The sequence below is a fragment of the Aphanothece microscopica RSMan92 genome (genome assembly GCF_046613545.2).
Lineage (GTDB): Bacteria > Cyanobacteriota > Cyanobacteriia > PCC-6307 > Cyanobiaceae > NIES-981.
This window is the reverse complement of record NZ_JBKKKY020000014.1, coordinates 1-20,392: the sequence shown is the minus strand read 5'-3', so window position 1 is coordinate 20,392 and position 20,392 is coordinate 1. Positions and strand designations below refer to the sequence as shown.

Here is a 20,392-nt window from a genome sequence, read left to right as displayed (position 1 = left end):
GGCTCAGAGCAGGCCCCGGTAACGCACCAGCAGCTGCACCATGGCCCAGGAGCCCAGGGTGACCTTGACGGCCACCAGCATGTTGAGCAGCGGAATCCAGCCGCCGCTGTCGATGCTGCCGAAGACGCCCTGGCCTGCGGGAACGAGGCCCTCCAGGCTGAGCAGGGCCACCAGCAGGAAGGCGACCACGGCCCCCTTTTCCCACAGATCGGCCCGGTAGCGCTGGTAGAGGCGATCGGCCAGCCGCACCGAGCCGCTGATCAGCAGCAGACCGATCGCCGTGCCGCCGGCCACCCCGGCGGCAAAGCCGCCGCCCGGAGAGAGGTGGCCCCGCAGGGCCAGCTCCACGGCCACCAGGGCGCAGACCGTCGCCCCCAGCTGGCAGAGCACCACCGAGGGAGCGTCCTGCAGGCCGCGGATCCGCCGCTGGCTGGGCTCCCCGCTGAAGATCCAGCGCACGCCGATCGAGGCCAGGGTGAACACCACGACCTCCGCGATGGTGTCGTAGAGGCGGGTCTTGAGGATGACGGTGGACACCAGGTTGGGCACCTCACCGGCCCGCAGCAGCTCCGCCAGGACCGCACTGAGCTGGGGGGGATTGGGCAGCGCCAGGGTGAGCGGAGCCAGACAGAGCAGCACCGCAGCGGCCAGATAGAGCAGCGTCACGGCCGGGCCTCCGGGGTGCGGCCCCCGACGCCCGTGGCCTGTTGCACGAGCTCCAGGCCATGGCCTTCGCCCTGCCAGAGGTCGGCGCCGGGAAGGGCGGCGAGCCGCTCGTGGAGCAGAGCCCGATGCAGCTGCAGGATGTAGAGATCCGGGGCATCGGCGGGAGCCAGCACGCCGTGGAGTGCCGGCTCACCGGGCTGGAGCTCGGGGATCAGCTCGAGGCGAAGGTGCAGGGGCTCCAGCCAGGCCCTCAGGCGCAGGATCACCGACTCGGGCGGCAACCCCCGGGGGGCGGCCAGGCGCAGCACCATCGAGGAGCGCAGCGCCACGGCGTAGAGGGTGGTGGAGAGCAGGGTGCCCACCAGGGCTTCGGTGAGGGCCACGTCGGCCGCGCCGAGCAGGGCATAGATCAGGGCGGCGACGGCGCCGAGGATGCCCCGCATCACCAGGGTCTGGTAGGGATTGGCCTGGCCGACCAGCAACAGCGCCGTCAGGGGCAGCAGGGCCGTGATCGGGATCAGCAGCGGTGCCTCGATGCTGAGGGTCACGGGCGCTCACCCCCAGGCCGCTCACCACCAGGGCGCTCAGCACCAGGGCCCTGGGCACGCAGCGGCTGGGAGCAGCTGGCGAGCACATAGCCGAAGATCGTGTTCCACACCACCAGCGACAACAGCGCCAGCAGCAGCAGGGGCCATTCGGGGTTGAGGCGCAGCAGCAGGCCCACCAGCATGAGGGCCGATCCGAGCGTGTCGGCGATGCCGAGGTAGTGGAGCTTGCGCAGGAAACTGCCCCGGCCCAGCAGGGGCCAGGTGCCTGCGAACCAGAACAGCAGGCCTACCAGCAGCAGCAGCAAGCTGAGCGATTCCTTCACCGGTCGAGCCCCCGCAGCAGATTGGCGAGCAGCATCACGGCGGAATTGCCCACGCTGAGCACGATCACCCCGACGAAACCAAGCATCCAGTCGTCGCGAAGCACCGAGACCGCCAGCATCAGGATGGCCACCTTCGTGGACACGCTGGCGAAGGCCGCGAGGCGGTGCCAGACATCGGTCGATCGGCACGCCACCAGGATCGGCAGCAGCAGGGCCAGAACCATGCCGAAGAGGATCAGGGTCATGGGGTGGGGTCAGGGGGAGTGGCGGGCTCTGCCGGATCCGGTGGGGCCAGCCGATGCACGCGGTAGGCGCGGCCGCCCCGTTCCACCCCCAGGGCGATGGTGAGGGGCGTGAGGGTGATCCGGAAGACCTCCAGGAAGGTGAGCAGCGCCGAGCCACGGGCGGTGACGGGCATCGGTTCGAGCCGCCCCTGCATCCGCCGGCCGAACAGCAGCAGACGCACCGCCTCGGCATAGGCCACGGGGATGGCCCGCAGACTCGCCCCCAGCAGCCGCATCAGCTCGGAGAGGGGCAGGTGGCGGGTGGTGCGGGCCTGGGGGAGGGCCTGGGCCACCGCCAGGCCGATGGCCACATTCGTGGTGCTGACATCGGCGCTGAGCAGGCACCAGATCAGCAGCCGCAGGGCGATGGTGATCAGCCGAGCCATGGCGCCTCCAGGGGGAGCAGGGTCAGCCAGACGGCCACACCCACCAGGGCCATGCAACCCAGCAAATCCTGCAGGCGCTCGAGGTTCGGCAGACCGGGCAGCCGTGGCGCGGACCGCCAGCGGGCCCACCCCAGGGCCAGGAGGCGGCAGCCCGCCTGAATGGCCACACCGAAGGCGAGCACGCCCACCGACTTGACCACCGCGCTGGCGGCCGGCAGCCGACCCGGCAGCAGCAGGCCGGCAGCAAGCAGCAGCAGCGCCAGAAGCAGCGCACCGATGGAGGGGTCACGCCAGTCCCAGGCGAGCGGCCGCCAGCACAGACGGGTGTAGACGGCCGCGGTGCCCACCATCGCGACCAGCAGCGCCAGTTCGGCGGGCGGTGATCCCAGGCTCGCCACCGCCTCGCCCAGCTGGTCCTTGGTCCAGAAGCCGAACAGCAACGGCGCTCCGGCGATCGAGAGGGACCCCAGCAGCAGGGGGGCGGCCAGGGCCATCGGCAGGGGCTGCTGGCTCCACTGGCTGAGATCCCGGCTGGGCACCCGGGCGGCCACCAGAAAGAGGGCGGCCTTGGCCACCCCGTGGGCGAGGGCGTAGAAGGCCCCGCTGGCGGGACTGATCAGCACCAGTCCGGTCTGGGAGAGGGTGCTCCAGGCCAGCAGTCGCTTGAGGTCGCGGTCGGCGAGGGCATAGCAGACGCCCAGCAGGGCACTGGCCAGGCCGATCACCAGCAGCACCGACCGGAGGGACGGCACCAGGCCCGCCAACCGCAGCAGGGGGCACAGGCCCCCCGCCACCACCACGCCCGAGAGGAGGGCGGAGACCTCGGCGGGGGCTTCGGCATGGGTGCGGGGGAGCCAGAGCCCCGAGAGGAACACCCCCGACTTGGTAAGCAGCCCGACCAGGACCAGCGCCAGCACCACCGCCTGCCCCTGGCTTCCGAGCGCTGGATCGGCCAGCGCCACGATGCGGAAACTGCCCGTGCGCAGGTAGAGAAGGGCGACGCCCACCAGATACAGCGTCATGACGCTGTTGCCGACAAGGAGGTAGCGCAGGGCGATCCAGAGCTGCTGGGGCTCGCGCTTCTGCAGGATCAGCAGAAAGGCGGTCACCCCCACCACCTCAAGGGCGACGTAGAGGCTGACCAGGTCCACGGCCAGGAACGCGGAGTTGAGGCCGCCCAGCAGCACCATCACCAGCAGCAGGAAGGGGCCGGGTACGGCACGGCCCCAGGTGTCGAGCAGCACCGCCAGCACCACCAGGGCGTTGAGCAGCAGGAAGGGGGCGGCATGGGCATCGGCCTGCAGCAGCACCCCCAGCGGGCCGGTGAGCTCGAGGCTCCAGGGGCAGGTGGCGCGCAGGAGCACCAGCCCCATGGCCAGGGTGGCCAGCGTGGCGCCGAGGGCCAGGGGCCGGGCGGTGGACGGGAGCAGGGCCGCCAGGAAGGCTCCCAGGAACGGCAGCAGCAGCCAGGCGACGATGAGGGTCATGACGGGCCGCTCAGGGTGTGGCGGCGGGCCCAGGGGGCTGGAGCTGCTCGAAACTGCCGGTCTCGAGCAGGGGATCGACGGCAGCCAGACGGGTGATCACCACCAGCAGCAGGGCCTGGATCGAAAGACCGATCACGATGGCGGTGAGGATCACGGCCTGGGGGATCGGATCCGCCCAGGGGCCAGCGCCGGCGAGGGCGTCGGCCCGGGGGACGATCGGGGTCCGCAGGCCGCTGCGGGCGGCCACCAGCACGAACAGGGCCACGGACGCCGTGCCCATCACATCCATGGCGAGGGCCTTGAGGAAGAGATTGCGGCGGGCGATCAGACCGAACAGCCCCGCCAGCAGGGCCCCCAGGACCAGAGCTTCCAGCAGGCGGAAGGTGTCGAACAGAGCGATGGCCCAGAGCAGGCCTGACAGTAGCGGCATCGGGCTTGAATAAAATCTCCCCGGAACGCCATCGGCGCGGCCCTGAAACGCCAACAGCGCGGCTGCGGCAGCTATCCATCCGGCAGCTATCCATCCGGCAGCTCACCATCCGGCCGGTCAGCCAGCGGTCGGTCAGCATGGTGTTCAGGCGAGGAGCCTCCGGGGCGGCAGCAGAACCATGGGCGTGACGCGCTTCACAACGGCACGATCCCTCGCCCTGCTCGCGCTGTTCCCGCTCGGAGCGATGCTGCTCCGGCTGGGCATGTCCGACAGCTTTCTGTATGACGAGGCCGAGCAGTATCTCGTCGCCGAGGATCTGAGGCCCGGCTATCCCAACCAGCCACCGCTGTTCTACTGGGGCGTCCATGCGGTCTCCCGGCTGATCGGCATGGGACTCCCCGCCATCGTGCTGGTGAAGTACGCCTGCCTGCTGCTGATGTACGCCGGGCTGTACGCCTCAGCCCGCTGCCTGTTCCCCCTCTCCACCAACCCGAGGGGGCCCGACATCGCTCTGGTCGTGGCGGGATCGGCCCTGCTGATCCCCCAGTTCTCCGCCAAGATCATCGAGGATCTCACCCACACCGTCCTGATGCTGGCGGTGACGGCCTGGACAACCTGGGCCTTCCTGCGGGTGATGGCGTCCCGGCGGCTTCGCGACTATGGGGTCCTGGGCCTGCTGTTCGGCCTGGGGATGCTCTCGAAATACAACTACCTGATTCCGGCAGCGGCCCTGACCGGCTCGGCGCTGCTGTCGCGGCAGCATCGCGGGGCCGTCCTCAATCCGCGCTTTCTCCTCGCGATCCTGATCGGCCTGGCGGTGCTCCTGCCCCACCTGGTGTGGCTGTGGCAGGAGTCCTTCCAGCCCCTGGGCTACGCCATGGCCCGCGGCAGGGTGGGCGGACTCGGCCTCGCCGGTGCCGGCAAGATCCTGGTCTCCAGCTACTGGCCCTGCGCCCTGTATGCGCTGGTCGTCGGGCTCTGCTTCGGCTGTCGGTTGGGGCAGCCGGACGAGCTCGCAGGCGACGCTGCTGGACTCCATCCGCTGATCCGACGGGCCGGACTGCTGGCCCTGGGGCTGCCCATGGTCGCGATCGCCTCGGGGCTGCTGGGCTTCTTCAAGGCCAAGTGGCTCACCGCATCGATGCTGCTGCTGCCGCTGGCCGTGTTCTCGCTGACGCGAAGGGACCTGCTGCTCCGGCGCCGTGCTCCCTTCGGTCGCGGTGTCGCCCTGGTGGGGGTCCTGGTGCTGGGCGCGCGGGCCCTGCCCGGATTTGCACCGGACATCACCGGCAGCGGGCCGCGGGAGCTGATTCCCTACGACCACCTCAGCACCCAGCTGGAGACGCGCATCGCCGCCCACGGCTGGAATCCCGCCCAGACCCTGCTGGTGACGCGCACACCCCTGCTGGCCGCGAACCTGCTGAAGCTCTCCTCGTTCGGGGGGTACGTGATCGTGCGGGAGGAACCCACCGCCGAGCAGCGGCGGCTGATGGCGACCTACCCCCGGGCGGTGCTCGTGTGGGACGCAGGGCCTGACCGGGGCCCGGGGCCGCCCACGGAGCTGGGGCAGGCCTATCCCGAGGCGGTGAGCCAGCAGCCCCTCACCGCCCTCTACCGACGCTCCACCAAGGAGCGCTATGCCCTGGGATGGGCCTTCGCCGAGGCAAGCCATGGCTCCGGGACAAGCCATGTCTCCGGGGCAAGCCATGGCTCGGGCGCAAGCCCAGCAGGGCTCAGCCCTGCCCGTCCTGCGGACCAGCCCCCGCCGGCTCCCGCAGGAACCGGGGCCTGAGCGCCAACGGGTCAGGGGCCTGGCCCGGGGGGAGGGAGCGGCCGAAGGCCAGCCAGCGGAAATCCCCCAGGGCATGGGGATCCACCAGACGCAGCAGCGCCTCCCGCCGGGCCATCAGGTCGGCCAGGTCCGCCGCGGAGCCCCCCTGGAGGCCATAGAGCCGCTCCGCCAGCCCCAAGGCCAGCAGGGCCTCACCCTGGCGGGTCTGGCCCAGCACCTGCCAGCCGGTGGCGGCGGCCTCGGCCTGCAGCGTCTCGATGCAGAGATGGGCGGTGAGGTCCCAGCGGCCGGGCTCGCGGAGCGGATCGGCGCTGGCACGCTGGGCGCGGTAGGCCATCAGGGTGCCGGCAGCCCGCTGGGACGCGTAGTAGCGCCGGGCCTCCAGGGCGTAGTCGATCACCAGCAGGTAACCGGCCCTGAGGGCCTGACCGCAGGCGGCCAGCCAGGGACCCAGCCCGGGGTGGAGCTCGGTGCTCCAGCCCGGCGGGCGCGGCTGGGTGCCAGGCGCCAGGCCCAGGGCATCGAGTTGCGCCAGGGCCTGGGGCGCCAGGGGCTCTCCGGGCTCGAGCCGCAGCAGGGGCCGGGCCGGATCGGCCTCGTCGAGGCTCACCAGCTGACGGCGCCAGCGCGCCCCGTCCCAGACGATGCGCTCGACCGCCAGGGCATCGAGCACCTCATGGGCCAGCACCACGCCCTGCACGGGAGCGGCAGCCAGCTCCTGCCAGCTCGCCCAGCGGCAGGGCAGAGGGGAGGCCTGCAACAGCCGCCGCTGGCGCTCGGCCATGCCGGCATTGGGCTCCACGAGCACCAGGGTGGTGCGGTTGGCCAGATCGGGCCGCTGGGCGGCGAGGTGCCGGGCCAGCTGCAGGGCGAGGGAGCCCTCGCCGGGGCCGGTCTCCACCAGGGCCAGGGGCCCGGGGCCGAGGCTCTCCAGCCAGTCCCAGAGCTGGGGGGCGAGCAGGGAGGCGAACTCGGGGCCGAGGGAAGGGGCGGTGGCGAAGTCCCCCCTCGGGCCGATGCGCAGCCGACCGGCGCCGTAGGCCCCATGGGTGGGATCGTGCAGCACCCAGGCCATGTAGGAGGCGAACGGCACGGCACCGCCCGCCTCCCGCAGGCGCCCCGCCAGCCAGTCCGGACAGGCGCAGGGGCGCGACGAGGGGGGCTCGAGGCGATCGGTCACGGCCGGAGCGCAGCTCGGGGAGAATGCATCTTCTCGGAGTGAGGCGCATGGCTGCAGAGGCAAGGGCTGGCGGGACTCCGACCGGGCGGGGGCACGTGGTTCGACGCCTGGGGCGGGCCCTGGTGACCCTGGCGGCCGCCGTGGTGCTGCTGGGTGCCGCACTGGGTCTGGGGGGCGCTCCCGCCAGCGCCTACGACAACCCCGACCTGCTGCCCGATCACCCCACCCCGGTGATCGACCTGGCCAAGGCGCTGACCGACGGGGAGCGGGCCGAGCTGGAGGCCCATCTGACAGCCTTCGAGGCCGACACCGGCTGGAAGCTGCGGGTCCTTACCCAGTACGAGCGCACCCCGGGCCTGGCGGTTCGGGACTTCTGGAACCTCGATGAGCGGAGCCTGCTGCTGGTGGCGGACCCCCGCGGCGGCAACCTGCTGAACTTCAACGTCGGCGATGCCCTGTTCGCGCTGATGCCGCGCACCTACTGGGTGGAGCTGCAGACCCGCTTCGGCAACCAGTACTACGTGCGTGACCACGGTGAGGACGGCGCCATCGTCGACGCCCTGGCCGCCGTGGAGACCTGCCTGGAACGGGGTGGCTGCCAGGTCGTGCCGGGCCTGCCGACCGAACAGTGGGTGCTGACCCTGGCCACCTCGATCCTGGGGGGACTGATCGTGGGTTTCGCCGCCTATCCGCGCGAGGAGGGGCGCACGGTGGAGTGGGCCTGGGTGCTGCTGCTCTCGCCGTTGTGGGTGATTCTGTTCGGGGTCTTCGGCGTGGCTCCGATCGTCACCCGCACCGACGACCTGCTGCCCCTGATCCGCAATGCCCTGGGCTTTTCAGGCGCGATCGCCGCCGCCTACCTGATCGCCCAGAACACGGTGGGGCGCAGCCGGATCAAGGCCGAGCAGGACTGAGCCCCGCGGTAACCCAGGGTCAGACGCCGCTGCTGCGGGGCCCGACCGCGTCGAGGGCCTCCAGTTGGCAGCGCAGCGAGTCTTCCGGAAGGCAGGGAGGCTTGGGCGGGGGCTCGGGAGCGGCAGCGAGCGTGTTGAGCTCGAGCTGACGCCGCAGATAGGCCAGGTTCTGCTCGTAGAACTGGCGCAGTTCGTTGTAGCGCTTCACCGGCTGGCCGTAGTAGCTGCGGCCGGCGAGGGTGGGGAACGAGGCCCATTCGGGAGCCAGCCGATGGGCGAGGTCGGGGGTGAAGGCCCCCTGGTCTGCCAGGTGGAGGGCGCCCCGACGCTGGATCAGGAACAGGGCAGCCTGGTCCTGCACCTGGGGACCGAAGGCCTCGGGACCCTGGAGCTGGAAGCCGAGCTTCCTGGACACCATCGCCCAGGTGGGTGGCATGAACTGGTACGCCCCGGCGGCGGCACTGGCGTAACGGGCCGTGCGCACCACCCGGTTGGGATGGCGGTCGAGGGAGGGCATCAGGCCGCCGCCGAAGATGATGCGGTAGCCGATGTCCTCGCCGCCGGCCCAGGTGCCCTCCGCAAAGCGGATGGTGTTGAGCAGGGCGCGACGCTCGGGCGTGATGGCGTAGATGCGGGGGGCGGGAGGCGGCAGGGGCACCGAGAGGGCAACCGCCGTGGATCGAGCCGCGGCAGACGGTTGCTGGGGCAGAAGCCGCACCTGCCGGACCTGGGGAGCCCCGAGGCGAGCGGGGGCCTGATGGGGCAGCGTCAGGGCCGGCGAGAGGAGCTCAGCCCGGGTCGGGGGCTGGGCAGCGGACACGGCCAGGGGAGAGGCCAGGCTGGCGAGACAGGCGCCGAGTCCGCAGAGCGTTGTTTTGGCGAAAGGGGAAACCAAAAGCGAAAACAACAAATGGATGCGCAGCAATTTGGCGATCGAACCGCTATTGCCAGTTGGCATCAGTGCCAATCGAACAAGCGTCCACTGGTGTCAACGGCGACCGTGAACGGTTCAGATCACTGTCAGGGCCAGAATTCAGCCTGTTTTGCACAACAGGAACCCCGATCATGGCGGGGTCAACGATTCGTTTTGCTGATCACCCCAGCTCCAGGCCCGCGGCGAAGGCCGCGATCGCCTGGGCCGCAGCGGCCGCGCCCTGCCGTGGCAGGGGTTGATCGGTGGGCCCCAGCAGCGGTTGATCGAGCTGCCAGTCGCCGGCCTGCAGATCGGCCTGGCTGAGCAGCCTGTGCCAGCCGTGGCGCTGCAGGGCAGCCTCCAGCACCGGCGCCTCGGCGAACCCCTCGCGGTGCACCAGGTGGATGCCGACGTCCTGGCTGAGGGCTTCACAGAAGCTGCTGTAGCCCGGCTTGGTGATCAGGCGGGCGCAGTGGCGCATCAGCTCGAGGGGGCGCACCGATGCCGGCAGCACCCGCCCGTTGGGGGCCTCGCCGAGGCGGGGGTCATGGCCGAGGAAGACCCACTGCGGCCAGCGGCGCAGCAGGGCGGGATCCAGCCGCAGACCGAGCCCCCCGAAGGACACCAGCACGCAGCGCTCCCGATCGGCGGGCAGCCGCAGCTGGCGTGCGAGCCCGTCGGCGTCCAGCCGGGGCTCCCCGGCGGTGAGACCGATCGGCTGGCGGGGCAGGCCCCAGTCCATCGGCAGCCCCAGGGGGCACTCCAGCAGCAGATCGCCGCGGCGGTAGAGCGCCAGACAGCTCTCGGCCCAGGGCGCGAAGGCCGGGCCGAAGGGGCGGTAGATGGTCTCCCAGCCGAAACTGGCCAGCCAGATCAGCGGCGCGCCGACCCGACCGGCCAGCAGGGCGGCTGCCGGCGGCACATCCCCCAGCACGAGCAGCGGCTCACCCTGGGCCCGCAGCCAGGCCGCCTCCCGTTCGACCTGGCCTGGCAGGCGGGCCTCGAGCTCCTCCAGCGCCACGAGGGTGGCGGCGGGATCGGAACCGAGCGCGTCCGCCTGAAGCACCCCCACATCCCATTGGCAGGGCCGCAGCTCGAGGGGCTGCGGCCCGAAGGCGGTGGCGACGAAGTCAGCCGGCAGGGCGGTGGAGACCACCAGGCGCCAGTCGGGTCGCAACCGGTGGAGGGCCGAGAGCACCGCGGCGCTGCGGGATCCATGGCCGAAACCATGGGCGCTGATGCAGGCACAGATCAGCACGGCACGACCAGGGAACGAGGAGCCATCAGGGGGGCGCCGTCAGCGGGGGGCACAGACCGACCGGGTCAGACCCGGCTGGTGGACGACTTCTTCATAGAGGAGCTGACCCTCCAGGCCATACCAGCGGTGGCTGGCCCGCCGCACCACCGCTCCGGCCCGCCCGTCGGTGTCGAGCTCCACCCAGGTGAAGTGACGCAGCTCCCGCCCGCCCAGATCGCGCCCGTGGCGGGCCACGAAGGCCGCATTGAGATAGAGGGTGCCCTGCCGGTCGACGGCGACGGTGCGGCGCTCCCCCTGCCCCCGGCGCAGGGCGTGGTGCATGTGACCGAACACCACCAGGGGAACGGGGCGGTGCTCGCGGATCTGGCGGATGGCGAGGGCGAGGTCCTGGTCGCCCCAGTCGCAGGCTGGCTTCTTCCAGTCGCGGCCGCAGGGGTCGGCCGCGTCGCTGCCCAGCCCCGCCGGGCCGCAGTGGGCCAGCAGCACCAGGGGCAGGGCGGGATCCGCCGCCAACGCCGCCGCGGTGATCCGATCCGCCGATTCCTGCAGGGTGAGGGGCCCGAAGGCGGCGATCACGGCGCGGGAGAGATGGAAGCCTCCACCGGCGGTGCCGGGCCGCCCCCCCACCACGGCCAGGCCGGGCGGCCGCAGTTCCCTCAGGCCCCAGCCGCAGTGGATCTCGCCGAGGGTGGCGAGCTGGCGCTGCAGGGTGCGGCCGGAGGCATCCCGGCCGGCGTCATGGTTGCCGAGGATGCAGGCCACCGGCAGGGGGAGGCGGCGCAGCAGGGCCGGCACCTGGGGCAGGCCGTCGCTGAGGTCACCCACCACGAGCACCGCATCGGGCCGGACACGGTCCAGGAGGTGATGGTCGCTGCCATCCCAGGCGCCGTGCGGATCCCCCACCACGGCCAGGCGCAGGAGACCCATCCACCACTATCTAGGCTGGAACATCCTGCCCGTTGGGGATCCCGGTTGGTTTTCGCAGCCGCCCAGACCACTCCGGCCCGTGCTCCGCAGCACAGCGCCGTGAGCCCACCTCCGCCATCGGATCTGCCGGCGGCGATTGGGGCCCTGCGCCGCGAGCGCAACGCCGTGATCCTGGCCCACTACTACCAGGACGACGCGATTCAGGACATCGCCGACTTCATCGGCGACTCGCTGGAGCTGGCCCGCAAGGCCGCCGCCACCGAGGCCGACGTGATCGTGTTCTGCGGCGTGCACTTCATGGCCGAGACCGCCAAGATCCTCAACCCCGGCAAGACGGTGCTGCTGCCGGATCTGGAGGCCGGCTGCTCCCTGGCCGATGCCTGCCCGGCGGATCGCTTCGCCGCCTTCCGGGCCGAGCACCCCGAGCACATCGTGGTGAGCTACATCAACTGCTCGGCGGCGGTGAAGGCCCAAAGCGATCTGATCTGCACCAGCAGCAACGCCGTGGATCTGGTGCGGCAGCTGCCGGAGAACCGGCCGATCCTGTTCGCGCCGGATCAGAACCTGGGCCGCTGGGTGCAGAACCAGAGCGGCCGGGATCTCACCCTCTGGCCCGGCAGCTGCCAGGTGCATGAGACGTTCAGCGAACAGGCCCTGCTGCAGCTGAAGCTGGAGCACCCGGACGCCGAAGTGCTGGCCCACCCGGAATGCCAGCAGCACCTGCTCGATCTGGCCGACTTCATCGGTTCCACCAGCAGGCTGCTGGCCCGGGCGGCGGAGAGTGAGGCGCCCGCCTTCATCGTGCTCACCGAGCCGGGAATCCTGCACCAGATGCGCCAGCGGGTGCCGGGCAAGGCGTTCCATGAGGTGCCCGGCGCCGACGGCTGCAGCTGCAACGCCTGCCCCTACATGCGGCTCAACACGCTGGAGAAGCTGTGGCGCTGTCTCGCGGAGATGGCCCCGGCGATCGAGCTGGAGGAGGAGCTGCGGCTGCGGGCCCTGGCCCCGATCGAGAAGATGCTGGCGATGAGCCGCTGATCCCGGCGGCTGAGCTGGCCGGGTTGTTCTGGCCAGGTGCCTTCTTGAACCTCATCGGCGGGGCTGCAGCAGAGGTCTGGTGGCTCAGGAGCTGATCAGACTCCTTGGCCGCGCCAGTCGGCGGGGTTCCTGCAACGCTCCACTCCTGCTGGCCATGTGCTCCATCGCCAACCGATCCAGGTGGGCCTGGCTGATCGGCAGGGGCTGGAAGCCACCTGTCCCTGCCGCCTGGGAAAGTCTGCAGCGCCTCGCAGCAGCGCCAACTGCAGCATGTAGGGCAGCAGGTCGAAGCATTGCCCTTGCGTCGGCATCGAGCTGGCTCCAGGCACCAGGCTGGCCGAAGCGCTCGACGAGCTCCAGGTGAGGGCGCACCAGGAAGTTGTTGCTGGGGCAGGCGGCCACATGGCGGCGCAAGGACTCCGCCAGGAGCTCACGGTGGGGCTGCAGTTCGGCTGATCGGTCTCCGTCCGCCGCAGTGATGAGCTCATCCACCCCCGTCACGGGCGCGAGCCGGGCACGGAACAGGCGGGCGCTGAGAGATTCAGGAGCAGCGGCACGATCGCTGCCGCCCTGGCCATGGAAGAACTCCAGGTTCTGGCAACAGTCGAAGATCCAGAAGCACGCCTTGTCCTGGCCCGGTCCGAACAGGTCTGGGCACAGGCGAGTACCCCGGCCCACCATCTGCCAGAACTTGGTACAGGATCGCAACGGCTTGAAGAACACCAGATTCACGATCTCGGGGATGTCGATGCCGGTGTCGAGCATGTCCACCGAGATGGCGATGGCGAGGTGGGAGTAGTGGTGAGGCCCCAGAGCAAGGAATCGAAGTAGGCGAAGATGGCGCCGTATTTCTGGTAGACGCTGCGGTTGGGGCCTCATCCACCACCACCACGGTTGGTCACCAGATTCACCGGTGAGCAGTCGGGCAGGAAACGACGGAAGGCACGCTCGGCCTGGAGCACAAGGGCATTGCGATCGGCGAGGAACAGCACCCGCTTCACCCAGTGGCAACGGTGAGCAGATCGGCAAGCGCAATCACGGTGCGGGTCCTGCCGGTGCCGGTGGCCATCACGAGCAGCACCTTGCGGCGGCCCCGTTCGAAGGATTCGCCGATCGCCCGGATCGCCCGCTGCTGGTAGTAGCGCTCCACGATCTGGGGGGTCCACCATCACCGATGCCAGCCTCTGTCGCTGAGCTCAGCGGCGGATCAGCTTTTCCAGCTCGGCCTTCCGGTAGAAGCCCTGCACCTCTCGGGGCGAGTAGCGGAGATCGTCCCAGAGGCAATGGCGGTAGCCGTTGGAGAGGAAGATCAGGGGCCGCTGCCCATACTGTGCGTCCAGGCCATCGGCGCAGAGCTTGCCCTGCTGCTGGCCCTGCATCGGGATCGTGGCCATAGGCGAGGACCAGCCAGCGGAGAACCTGAAGGAGCTCCGTGGCCGCCAGCACGGACGAGCCCGTGCGGATGGGTTCAGCCCGATGGACAGCGTCGTTGCCGAGGTCCTTGAGCAGCTTGAAGCGACCCAGCAGCTGGGGACCCACGAGCTGGCGAAAGTCGCAGGCATGGAACAGCCGCGACAGGGAGGGCTCCCCCCAGGGCCGCTGCAGCGGGCTGTCGTTGGCGTAGACCCACTCCACCAGCAGTTCGATGGTGCGACGGGCGTAGAAGCAGGCGGTGCGTGGATCAGCCAGGGCAAAGCGCTCCACCCGCACGGCCTCTTCGGGCAACTCGGGCCACTGGCCAGCTATGAGGGCGTACTGGGATGGGAAGTCCGTCACTGCCATCGCTGTTCCACCTCATCCAGCAGGGATGAGGCCGTTCCCACCATGTCGTGGGTGAATGGTGCCAGACCTCCAGCGCAGTGGATCCAGCTCTTGAAGGCCTTCTCGCAGGCCTTCGGCAACAGAAAGCCGATGCTGCTGTCGCGAAAGCCCGAGAGCTCCAGCATGCGCTGGGCTTCCTGCAGATCCGAGCGGGCAATCCGCAGGTAGCGAACGGCATCCGGATCAGCCATTCAGCAGGATTCCCTCCTGGTAGGCCTGCGTGGTGACGGCGCTGCGGTACTGGGCTCGCTCGCGCACCTCCGAACGGGAATAGAGGAGGAGATCGAGCGGCAGGTGATGACTGGCCAGCTTGCGCCAGAGCCCACCCAGTACCTGCAGGCGATCGTGGTTTGCCAGTCAGTCATCCGGCACCGTGATCAGCAGGTCGGCATCGGAATCAGCTCGGGCCGTGCCACGGGCGTGGGAGCCGAAGAGGCGCACCTCGCAGTCAGGGATCTGCTTGCGGATCTCTGCAGCGATTCGGGGAATGCGGGGATCCAGGGGAGTGGCGGTGGCAGGGTCCGCCATGGGAGCATTCTGCTCAAACCTGCACTGTGTTGTCATCCAGCTGCCGCTCCAGCGACTGGCGGATCAGCCCGATGGCGCAGGGCACATCCTCCAGCATGGCTACAGCCAGTTCCACCTCGCCCAAGTTGATTCCACCCAGAGCCAACATACAGTGCTACTGCCGACGCACAAATCGAGTCCCCGTTATTCGTCCACAAGATGCTTCTCCACGCGAAGATCACAATGAAGCAGATCTAATCTTAATCAGATCTGCCACCGTCTCCTCTGGCTCGATCTTGTCGAGAACCCAATCATTGTCGACCAGAATAAACTTCCAAAGCTCTGTAAATGCCCTTGGCAACAATCGGTCACCCTTGACCACACGACTGACGCCTTGCTCCTGTCTCTCCATATAATCAACCATTCGACCTTTGATCCATACCTGCAAGCTGCCCCTGCAATTTGATTCGCCATCGGGATTCACGGCCTTGGCTTCAATAACTATTGCCTCAAGCAGCTCAATTTGCTCAAGTATATTTCTTTCATTGTTTGATCTCATCTGATCAGTCAGCATTTTGTGCCGCCAGTAGAGCTGGCCGCTCATATACTCCCTGGCAGGGTACTGGTTGCGATCCGTCCAGGCTTGCTGTACACGGAAATACACGTCTCTAATGCGCTTGTCTATATGATCCTTGCTCCAGACCGGGGAATACTGAGATAGCTCAAAGCAGAGATCGCTCGCCTCTTTAGACAGCCGCAAACAGAGATCACGCTCCTCTTTCTGCTGTTTACTTAGTTTGGTCTCGGAAGCTCTTACTGTATTTGCTCCAATAAATAAAGCGGCCAGAAGAATCGAGAACACAATCGCAACCGAAGCATGCTGAATCCAGATCGGAATACTGGGGAATTCGATGCCGCCGCCGCTAGAGCCGCCGTAACCGCCGCTATAACCGCCGCTATAACCGCCGCTATAACCGCCGCTATAACCGCCGCTGTAACCACTGCTATAGCCACCACCACCGCCTCCACCGCCACCGCCACCGCCACCGCCACCAGCTCGGCCAAAAGCTTCAAACGGGCATAGCAACGCCAATGTCAAGATGAAGATGAGACCCGCCTTCTTAATATTCATCTTAGACGTCCAGCAGTGATTCGGCGCGTTGACTACTATCAACCTAGACTTGCTGCTGCAATGACAGCATTTCTGTAACAGGACTAGATGAGGCTTTCCATGGCTACCTTGCAACAGTTCCGGACAACCGGCGAGGCCCATCTGCCCTCAAGCCTGCGACTTGAGACCCAGCACGTGGCATGGCCGAGAACCTAGCTTATCCAGGCCTTCCCGAATCCACTGCGTCAGAAGCTGCGTCAGAAGTTAGAGGCGCGATCCAGCGAATGTGAGGGAGGCGAGCAACAAGATCGCGCCCGGAATGTTTGCGTGACATTGAAGGCGTGCCGTCTCCGCTGACCCTGCACCTGGGGATGGAAAACCCAAGAAGACACCCCAGGCTGCCCCCCCATGAACCCGATGGGGCGTACCAGCAGGAGACTGCAAGGCAAGGCCGTTGAGCACAGAAAACCTAAATCGATAGCATCTTGATTCCCAGAGCAATCAGCACAGCCCCGCCCATGAACTCGATTTTTTCTCCGAATCTAGACGAAAGCTTTTTGGCAAGAAATAGCCCTGAATAAGTCGCGGCAAAAGCTCCGATTCCCACCACCAGCGAATAGAGCGCAATGGGCTTATTGACCAGTCCAAGGGATATTCCCACCCCCAGAGAGTCGATACTTGTGACACTCGAGACAAACAATATCTTCAAGAGGCCATGGACCTTCACCTCGTCTCCGCGATCGCCTCTGGATTTCATATCCATGCAAGCTCGATAACACATATGACCTCCCACCAGGACCAGCAGCGCAAAGGCAAGCCAGTGATCGTATTGGGTGATCAGACTTTGAGCAAAATGCCCCAGCAGAAAACCGAGTGCGATTGCCAGTCCTTCTGACAAACCTGAACTCAAGGCAAAAAAGAAAGCGCGGCGAGCCGAGAAGTGGCGAAGTCCCAGCGCAATAGCGGCAGAAAATGAATCAATGCTCAAAACCAGAGTAAAGAGCAGCAGCTCGATGGCTATCATTCCAGTCCGGGACCCGGAGACTTAAGGCTAGCGAATAACGGGAGTGGCCTTCACCAATGACCCGCGAAGAGCAAGCCACGCAACGGGCCGTGGAAAGTTCGATCAGCCACAGCCTGCGACCCTTTCCATTCCAACGAGCAAGGGCAGCCGTGCCCTCCCAGATGTTCGCAACCCACGTTGCACCCAGGAGTCTCCGCCATTGGCGCCCCTCACACCCGAAGCGCCTCAATAGCTGTAGTTGGCCTCGAACAGCGGCGAGCCATCGGAGGGTTCCGAGCCGGCCACATAGAACCCCTGGGCGGCCTGGCCATTGGCGCGCGCCCGTGCCAGCAGCGCCTGCTGGCCCGCCGCCAGATCGTGGCCGGCCCAGTGCTTCAGGCACGACTGCTGCAGGGCCCGACCGTAGGAGAAGCCCAGATGCCAGGGCGCCGGGGAGATCGCCCGGTTGATGCCATTGAGATACACGCTGGCCTCCTCCTCGCTCAGGCCTCCGGAGAGAAAGAGAATCGCCGGCACGCTCACCGGCACCGTGCGCTCCAGGGTGCGCAGGGTGAACTCCGCCACCAGATCCGGGCTGGGCGGGGTGGAGCAGTCCATGCCGGGAAGGGTCATCGAGGGTTTGAGCAGGGTCCCTTCCAGGAACACGCCGTTGTGGGCGAGGGCCTGGTACACCGTGCGCAGCACCCACTCCTGCACGGCGGCAGTGGTTTCGATGTCGTGGTCGCCGTCCATGAGAATCTCAGGCTCCACGATCGGCACCAGCCCCTCCTCCTGCACGGTGCGGGCATAGCGGGCCAGACCCCAGGCGTTTTCCCGCACGCACAGTTCGGAAGGGGCGCCCTCCGGCGAGATCTTGAGCACAGCGCGCCATTTGGCGAAGCGGGCACCGCGGGCGTAGTAGCGGGCCGCCCGCTCCTGCAGCCCCTTCAGCCCCGTGCACCAGCTCTCCCCCGGCAGACCGCCGGGCAGGGGTTCCACGCCCTGGTCCACCTTGATCCCCGGCACGATGCCCCGCTCCTGGAACAGCGCGAGGATCGGCGGGCCGGGCTGGCCGTCGGCGTCCACACTGTCCTGAAACAGGGTTTCCTCGTAGAGAATCACGCCGCTGATGTGCTCCTCGAGGCCGGGGGCCGTGGCCAGCAGGCTGCGGTAGGCGCGGCGGTGCTCTTCGCTGTTCTCCACGCCGATGGCCGCGAAGCGTTTGCCCACCGTGCCGGTGGACTCATCGGCCGCCAGCAGCCCTTTGCCCGCTGCGGCGAGGGCACAGGCGGTGGCCGCCAGTTCGTCGCGGAAGTTCTCGAGGCCCATCGATCCCGGCGCGGGTAACAGCGGAACCGCATGGCTCCAGCCTCTGGCTAGGCAGACCCGCTGGTCTTGTCAATGCCGCCCCTCGCCAGGATGGCCCCGCCGCCTTCGCTCCGATGCCCCTCCCAGCCGGCAGCCTGCTGCAGCTCACGCCCGAGGGGCTCCACTGTCCAGCGGCCGGGGCCTGGATCGATCCCTGGCGGCCGGTGAGCCGGGCCCTGATCACCCATGCCCACGCCGACCACGCCCGGCCCGGCTGCGGCGAATACTGGGCAATCGGGGCGAGCGAGACGATCCTGCGCCAGAGGCTCGGTCACGGCATCAACCTGCTGCCGGTGGACTACGGCCAGATCCTGCGGCTCGGCGGGGTGCGGATGTCGTTCCACAGCGCCGGCCATGTGCTCGGCTCGGCCCAGATCAGGCTCGAGGCCGGCGGCGAGAGCTGGCTGGTGAGCGGCGATTACAAGCGCTGCGCCGATCCCAGCTGCATCCCCTTCGAGCCCGTGCAGGCCGACGTGTTCATCACCGAGGCCACCTTCGGCCTGCCGCTCTACCGCTGGCAGCCGGGATCCGAGGTGGCAGCGCAGATCCGCCGCTGGTGGCAGGCGGCGCCGGAGCGGCCGTCGCTGCTGTTCGCCTATGCCTTCGGCAAGGCGCAGCGGCTGCTGGCGGAGCTGCACGCCATCGGTGTCGCCGATGAGGTGCTGCTGCACGGCGCCGTGGAGGCCCTCATGCCCGCCTACCGGGAGGCGGGGGTGGCCATGCCTCCCACCCGACCCGTGAGCACCGTGGCGAAGGGCGAATCCCTGGCCGGCCGGCTCGTGATCACCCCGCCCTCGGCCCATCGCTCGCCCTGGATGAAGCGTTTCAGGCTGCCGCAGACGGCCTTCGTGAGCGGCTGGATGGCGGTACGCGGCGCCCGCCGCCGGCGCGGCTACGAGCGGGGGTTCGTGATGAGCGACCACGCCGACTGGGAGGGGCTGGTGCGCACCGTGAAGCAGAGCGGCGCCCGGCAGGTCTACGTGACCCACGGCAACAGCGACGGCCTGGCCCGCTACCTGCGGGAGGTGGAAGGGATCAGCGCCGAACCGCTCGATGGCCGCTTCCAGGCGGAACGGGGCCAGGAAGAGGCGGAGCCGGAGGCGACTCCCACCGCCCCCTGAGCAGGCATGGCTGGAGCTCAGAGCCAGTGGTGGGGGTAGGCGCTCCCGGTTGGGCGGAGTCGGTGGAACAGCACCGCGATCAGAACCAGCACCAGCGAGCCGGACAGGATCGGGCTCAGCACGAAGCCGGGCCTGGCGTGGAGCAGCACCCCCAGCAGGGCGACCGCCCCGGCGGGAGGGTGCAGGCAGCGCAGCCGCTGCCCCAGGCCAATGGTCAGGCCCACGGCCAGACCCATCACCCAGAAGGCCGACCCGAACCAGTCCACGCAGGCGACGCTGACCACAGCCCCGAGCGTGTTGCCGAGCACCAGGTTGCGCGGCTGGGCGAGGGGGCTGGTGGGAGCCCCGAACAGCAGCACTGTGGAGGCGCCGAACGGGGCCACCACCAGCGGGTAGTGGCTCCAGGCGCTGATCAAGCCCAGCAGGCTGATGGCCAGGGCTCCCCCGAGCCACGCGGCCAGGACCTCGTCGTTGGCGAAGCGTGGCTGAAAGGCCCGTCCTCGCTCCCGTTGCGCCTGCAGCCGCCGCACCAGCATGGAAGCAACTGTATCAACCGCAACAGTCCTGAGGCCCGACAGCGCTGGGTCGCCATGGCGTGCCCGATTGCGGCGGTCCACGGAGCCCCCTGCTGCGACGGCCGGCTCGCCTCAGCTGCCTGCCCTGCCTCAGCCGCCTGCCCTGGCTCAGCGACCCTCCGCTCTGGTGAGGAGTCCCCCCAGCCACCACGCCAGCACCGCCACCAGCGCCAGCAGCGGCGGCACCAGCAGCAGCACCAGCACCCCCAGCAGCGGCGCGATCACCAGGCGGAGCAGGCGTCGCAACCCAGCCGGCAGGGGCTGATGCGGCCTGTCGGGGGACGCCAGCAGGTCGCTCAGCAGCACATAGGGCAGCCGTACGGCCAGCAGGGGCAACACCCGGAGCCCGTGTCTCCAGGGCAACCTGCTGCGCTGCTTCTCCGGGAGGTAGGCGCTGCGGGCCTGCCGCACCAGATCCTTCAGCGCGTCGCGCAGGTCCTCCGGCTGCAGCAGGGCCGGCTCCCCGCGGGGTCCTTCCTCCAGCAGCCAGGCCAGCCCCGAGAGGCGACCGATCAGGTAGTCGTGGCGGCGGTAGCGCTCATCGAAGAAGCCCCCGAAGGCCCCGAGCAGGTCGCTGGCCAGAAGATCGGCCGGCGAGAGCGGGGAGCTCGGCCGGTCCTGGCCCGGGCGGGGCCTGCCCAGCAGCGTTTCGAAACGCACCAGAGCCTCCGCGTCATCGGCCGGAGGCTGACGGTCGGACGGGGCTGAGGCACGGGAGCCCTCCGGCCGATCCCCCTCAC

General features: G+C 68.7%; 26 protein-coding genes and 1 pseudogene. 4 read left to right on the top strand and 23 right to left on the bottom strand.

Going from position 1 to position 20,392, the window contains the following annotated elements:
• Nucleotides 1–3: 3 nt before the first annotated feature.
• From ACLD7X_RS05930 to ACLD7X_RS05900, 7 genes are read right to left on the bottom strand one after another with little or no spacing between them, the layout of a single operon-like run.
• Nucleotides 4–666 carry an MnhB domain-containing protein gene (locus ACLD7X_RS05930; RefSeq protein WP_411422585.1) on the bottom strand — a complete coding sequence of 221 codons (663 nt, stop codon included), beginning with the start codon at nucleotides 664–666 and terminating at the stop codon, nucleotides 4–6.
• Nucleotides 663–1,214, bottom strand: coding sequence for a hydrogenase subunit MbhD domain-containing protein (locus ACLD7X_RS05925; RefSeq protein WP_411422584.1), 552 nt, complete (start codon nucleotides 1,212–1,214; stop codon nucleotides 663–665). The genes ACLD7X_RS05930 and ACLD7X_RS05925 overlap by 4 nt, the downstream gene beginning before the upstream one ends.
• Entirely contained in the window at nucleotides 1,211–1,537 is a 327-nt protein-coding gene (locus ACLD7X_RS05920; RefSeq protein WP_411422583.1) for a monovalent cation/H(+) antiporter subunit G, read from the bottom strand. The genes ACLD7X_RS05925 and ACLD7X_RS05920 overlap by 4 nt, the downstream gene beginning before the upstream one ends.
• Nucleotides 1,534–1,782, bottom strand: a complete 249-nt coding sequence (locus tag ACLD7X_RS05915) for a hypothetical protein (protein WP_411422582.1) — start codon at nucleotides 1,780–1,782, stop codon at nucleotides 1,534–1,536. Before ACLD7X_RS05915 ends, ACLD7X_RS05920 begins: the two co-directional genes overlap by 4 nt.
• Nucleotides 1,779–2,207 (bottom strand): Na+/H+ antiporter subunit E, encoded by a 429-nt coding sequence (locus ACLD7X_RS05910; RefSeq protein ID WP_411422581.1) that lies wholly within the window; start codon nucleotides 2,205–2,207, stop codon nucleotides 1,779–1,781. The genes ACLD7X_RS05915 and ACLD7X_RS05910 overlap by 4 nt, the downstream gene beginning before the upstream one ends.
• Entirely contained in the window at nucleotides 2,195–3,694 is a 1,500-nt protein-coding gene (locus ACLD7X_RS05905; RefSeq protein WP_411422580.1) for a proton-conducting transporter transmembrane domain-containing protein, read from the bottom strand. The genes ACLD7X_RS05910 and ACLD7X_RS05905 overlap by 13 nt, the downstream gene beginning before the upstream one ends.
• Nucleotides 3,695–3,704: 10 nt before the next feature.
• Nucleotides 3,705–4,124, bottom strand: coding sequence for a cation:proton antiporter subunit C (locus ACLD7X_RS05900; protein WP_411422579.1), 420 nt, complete (start codon nucleotides 4,122–4,124; stop codon nucleotides 3,705–3,707).
• Between the two features lie 184 nt (nucleotides 4,125–4,308).
• On the opposite strand from ACLD7X_RS05900, the gene ACLD7X_RS05895 reads away from it, so the two are divergent.
• Nucleotides 4,309–5,916: a glycosyltransferase family 39 protein gene (locus tag ACLD7X_RS05895; protein WP_412007386.1), complete on the top strand. Its 1,608-nt coding sequence runs from the start codon at nucleotides 4,309–4,311 to the stop codon at nucleotides 5,914–5,916.
• Here ACLD7X_RS05895 and ACLD7X_RS05890 read toward each other — a convergent pair.
• The gene (locus tag ACLD7X_RS05890; RefSeq protein WP_411422577.1) at nucleotides 5,858–7,096 is read right to left on the bottom strand and encodes a class I SAM-dependent methyltransferase; all 1,239 of its coding nucleotides are present in this window, start codon (nucleotides 7,094–7,096) and stop codon (nucleotides 5,858–5,860) included. The genes ACLD7X_RS05895 and ACLD7X_RS05890 overlap by 59 nt on opposite strands.
• A 95-nt stretch (nucleotides 7,097–7,191) precedes the next feature.
• Here ACLD7X_RS05890 and ACLD7X_RS05885 point away from each other — a divergent pair, with 95 nt between their 5' ends.
• Nucleotides 7,192–8,010 (top strand): TPM domain-containing protein, encoded by an 819-nt coding sequence (locus ACLD7X_RS05885; RefSeq protein ID WP_411422576.1) that lies wholly within the window; start codon nucleotides 7,192–7,194, stop codon nucleotides 8,008–8,010.
• Between the two features lie 19 nt (nucleotides 8,011–8,029).
• Here the strand turns inward: ACLD7X_RS05885 and ACLD7X_RS05880 are convergent, their stop codons facing one another.
• From ACLD7X_RS05880 to ACLD7X_RS05870, 3 genes are all read right to left on the bottom strand, one after another.
• Nucleotides 8,030–8,905: a hypothetical protein gene (locus tag ACLD7X_RS05880; RefSeq protein ID WP_412007385.1), complete on the bottom strand. Its 876-nt coding sequence runs from the start codon at nucleotides 8,903–8,905 to the stop codon at nucleotides 8,030–8,032.
• Between the two features lie 199 nt (nucleotides 8,906–9,104).
• The gene (locus ACLD7X_RS05875) at nucleotides 9,105–10,181 is read right to left on the bottom strand and encodes a hypothetical protein (protein ID WP_411422574.1); all 1,077 of its coding nucleotides are present in this window, start codon (nucleotides 10,179–10,181) and stop codon (nucleotides 9,105–9,107) included.
• A 39-nt stretch (nucleotides 10,182–10,220) separates the two neighbouring features.
• The gene (locus ACLD7X_RS05870) at nucleotides 10,221–11,108 is read right to left on the bottom strand and encodes a TIGR04168 family protein (protein ID WP_411422573.1); all 888 of its coding nucleotides are present in this window, start codon (nucleotides 11,106–11,108) and stop codon (nucleotides 10,221–10,223) included.
• Nucleotides 11,109–11,207: 99 nt separating this feature from the next.
• On the opposite strand from ACLD7X_RS05870, the gene nadA reads away from it, so the two are divergent.
• Nucleotides 11,208–12,146, top strand: a complete 939-nt coding sequence (gene nadA, locus ACLD7X_RS05865; RefSeq protein WP_411422630.1) for a quinolinate synthase NadA — start codon at nucleotides 11,208–11,210, stop codon at nucleotides 12,144–12,146.
• An 84-nt stretch (nucleotides 12,147–12,230) separates the two neighbouring features.
• Here nadA and ACLD7X_RS05860 read toward each other — a convergent pair whose 3' ends face one another.
• From ACLD7X_RS05860 to ACLD7X_RS05815, 10 genes and pseudogenes are all read right to left on the bottom strand, one after another.
• A complete protein-coding gene (locus ACLD7X_RS05860) occupies nucleotides 12,231–12,911 on the bottom strand; it encodes a hypothetical protein (RefSeq protein ID WP_412007384.1) in 681 nt (226 codons plus the stop codon).
• Between the two features lie 110 nt (nucleotides 12,912–13,021).
• Nucleotides 13,022–13,147 carry a DEAD/DEAH box helicase family protein gene (locus tag ACLD7X_RS05855; protein WP_411422571.1) on the bottom strand — a complete coding sequence of 42 codons (126 nt, stop codon included), beginning with the start codon at nucleotides 13,145–13,147 and terminating at the stop codon, nucleotides 13,022–13,024.
• A complete protein-coding gene (locus tag ACLD7X_RS05850; RefSeq protein ID WP_412007383.1) occupies nucleotides 13,144–13,296 on the bottom strand; it encodes a DEAD/DEAH box helicase family protein in 153 nt (50 codons plus the stop codon). The genes ACLD7X_RS05855 and ACLD7X_RS05850 overlap by 4 nt, the downstream gene beginning before the upstream one ends.
• A gap of 46 nt (nucleotides 13,297–13,342) precedes the next feature.
• Nucleotides 13,343–13,540 carry a hypothetical protein gene (locus ACLD7X_RS05845; RefSeq protein ID WP_412007387.1) on the bottom strand — a complete coding sequence of 66 codons (198 nt, stop codon included), beginning with the start codon at nucleotides 13,538–13,540 and terminating at the stop codon, nucleotides 13,343–13,345.
• Nucleotides 13,541–13,613: 73 nt separating this feature from the next.
• Nucleotides 13,614–13,928 (bottom strand): annotated as a pseudogene (locus ACLD7X_RS05840) (DUF4145 domain-containing protein); the annotation flags it as partial.
• A complete protein-coding gene (locus ACLD7X_RS05835) occupies nucleotides 13,919–14,158 on the bottom strand; it encodes a HEPN domain-containing protein (protein ID WP_411422569.1) in 240 nt (79 codons plus the stop codon). The pseudogene ACLD7X_RS05840 and the gene ACLD7X_RS05835, both read right to left, overlap by 10 nt.
• Before the next feature lie 166 nt (nucleotides 14,159–14,324).
• Nucleotides 14,325–14,495, bottom strand: a complete 171-nt coding sequence (locus ACLD7X_RS05830) for a nucleotidyltransferase domain-containing protein (RefSeq protein WP_411422568.1) — start codon at nucleotides 14,493–14,495, stop codon at nucleotides 14,325–14,327.
• Between the two features lie 217 nt (nucleotides 14,496–14,712).
• On the bottom strand, nucleotides 14,713–15,606 hold the full coding sequence (locus ACLD7X_RS05825) for a Tim44 domain-containing protein (RefSeq protein ID WP_411422566.1): 894 nt from the start codon (nucleotides 15,604–15,606) through the stop codon (nucleotides 14,713–14,715).
• Between the two features lie 448 nt (nucleotides 15,607–16,054).
• On the bottom strand, nucleotides 16,055–16,609 hold the full coding sequence (locus tag ACLD7X_RS05820) for a manganese efflux pump MntP (protein ID WP_411422565.1): 555 nt from the start codon (nucleotides 16,607–16,609) through the stop codon (nucleotides 16,055–16,057).
• Nucleotides 16,610–16,834: 225 nt separating this feature from the next.
• Nucleotides 16,835–17,917 (bottom strand): class I fructose-bisphosphate aldolase, encoded by a 1,083-nt coding sequence (locus ACLD7X_RS05815; protein WP_412007018.1) that lies wholly within the window; start codon nucleotides 17,915–17,917, stop codon nucleotides 16,835–16,837.
• Between the two features lie 113 nt (nucleotides 17,918–18,030).
• Here ACLD7X_RS05815 and ACLD7X_RS05810 point away from each other — a divergent pair, with 113 nt between their 5' ends.
• Nucleotides 18,031–19,077, top strand: a complete 1,047-nt coding sequence (locus ACLD7X_RS05810; RefSeq protein WP_412007017.1) for a ligase-associated DNA damage response exonuclease — start codon at nucleotides 18,031–18,033, stop codon at nucleotides 19,075–19,077.
• Nucleotides 19,078–19,094: 17 nt separating this feature from the next.
• On the opposite strand, the gene ACLD7X_RS05805 is transcribed toward ACLD7X_RS05810, so the two are convergent.
• Nucleotides 19,095–19,613 carry an HPP family protein gene (locus ACLD7X_RS05805; RefSeq protein WP_412007016.1) on the bottom strand — a complete coding sequence of 173 codons (519 nt, stop codon included), beginning with the start codon at nucleotides 19,611–19,613 and terminating at the stop codon, nucleotides 19,095–19,097.
• A gap of 147 nt (nucleotides 19,614–19,760) precedes the next feature.
• On the bottom strand, nucleotides 19,761–20,392 hold a 632-nt coding region (locus tag ACLD7X_RS05800; RefSeq protein ID WP_411422563.1), incomplete at its 5' end, for a DUF3376 domain-containing protein.

Bases quoted from the DNA above. Each gene is read 5' to 3' on its own strand.
- ACLD7X_RS05835 (WP_411422569.1), bottom strand. From the start codon at position 14,158: ATGGCTGATCCGGATGCCGTTCGCTACCTGCGGATTGCCCGCTCGGAT.
- ACLD7X_RS05910 (WP_411422581.1), bottom strand. From the start codon at position 2,207: ATGGCTCGGCTGATCACCATCGCCCTGCGGCTGCTGATCTGGTGCCTG.
- ACLD7X_RS05870 (WP_411422573.1), bottom strand. From the start codon at position 11,108: ATGGGTCTCCTGCGCCTGGCCGTGGTGGGGGATCCGCACGGCGCCTGG.
- ACLD7X_RS05845 (WP_412007387.1), bottom strand. From the start codon at position 13,540: ATGGCCACGATCCCGATGCAGGGCCAGCAGCAGGGCAAGCTCTGCGCC.
- ACLD7X_RS05900 (WP_411422579.1), bottom strand. From the start codon at position 4,124: ATGCCGCTACTGTCAGGCCTGCTCTGGGCCATCGCTCTGTTCGACACC.
- ACLD7X_RS05905 (WP_411422580.1), bottom strand. From the start codon at position 3,694: ATGACCCTCATCGTCGCCTGGCTGCTGCTGCCGTTCCTGGGAGCCTTC.
- ACLD7X_RS05810 (WP_412007017.1), top strand. From the start codon at position 18,031: ATGCCCCTCCCAGCCGGCAGCCTGCTGCAGCTCACGCCCGAGGGGCTC.
- ACLD7X_RS05805 (WP_412007016.1), bottom strand. From the start codon at position 19,613: ATGCTGGTGCGGCGGCTGCAGGCGCAACGGGAGCGAGGACGGGCCTTT.
- ACLD7X_RS05825 (WP_411422566.1), bottom strand. From the start codon at position 15,606: ATGAATATTAAGAAGGCGGGTCTCATCTTCATCTTGACATTGGCGTTG.
- ACLD7X_RS05815 (WP_412007018.1), bottom strand. From the start codon at position 17,917: ATGGGCCTCGAGAACTTCCGCGACGAACTGGCGGCCACCGCCTGTGCC.
- ACLD7X_RS05860 (WP_412007384.1), bottom strand. From the start codon at position 12,911: ATGCTCGACACCGGCATCGACATCCCCGAGATCGTGAATCTGGTGTTC.
- ACLD7X_RS05915 (WP_411422582.1), bottom strand. From the start codon at position 1,782: ATGACCCTGATCCTCTTCGGCATGGTTCTGGCCCTGCTGCTGCCGATC.
- ACLD7X_RS05830 (WP_411422568.1), bottom strand. From the start codon at position 14,495: ATGGCGGACCCTGCCACCGCCACTCCCCTGGATCCCCGCATTCCCCGA.
- ACLD7X_RS05820 (WP_411422565.1), bottom strand. From the start codon at position 16,609: ATGATAGCCATCGAGCTGCTGCTCTTTACTCTGGTTTTGAGCATTGAT.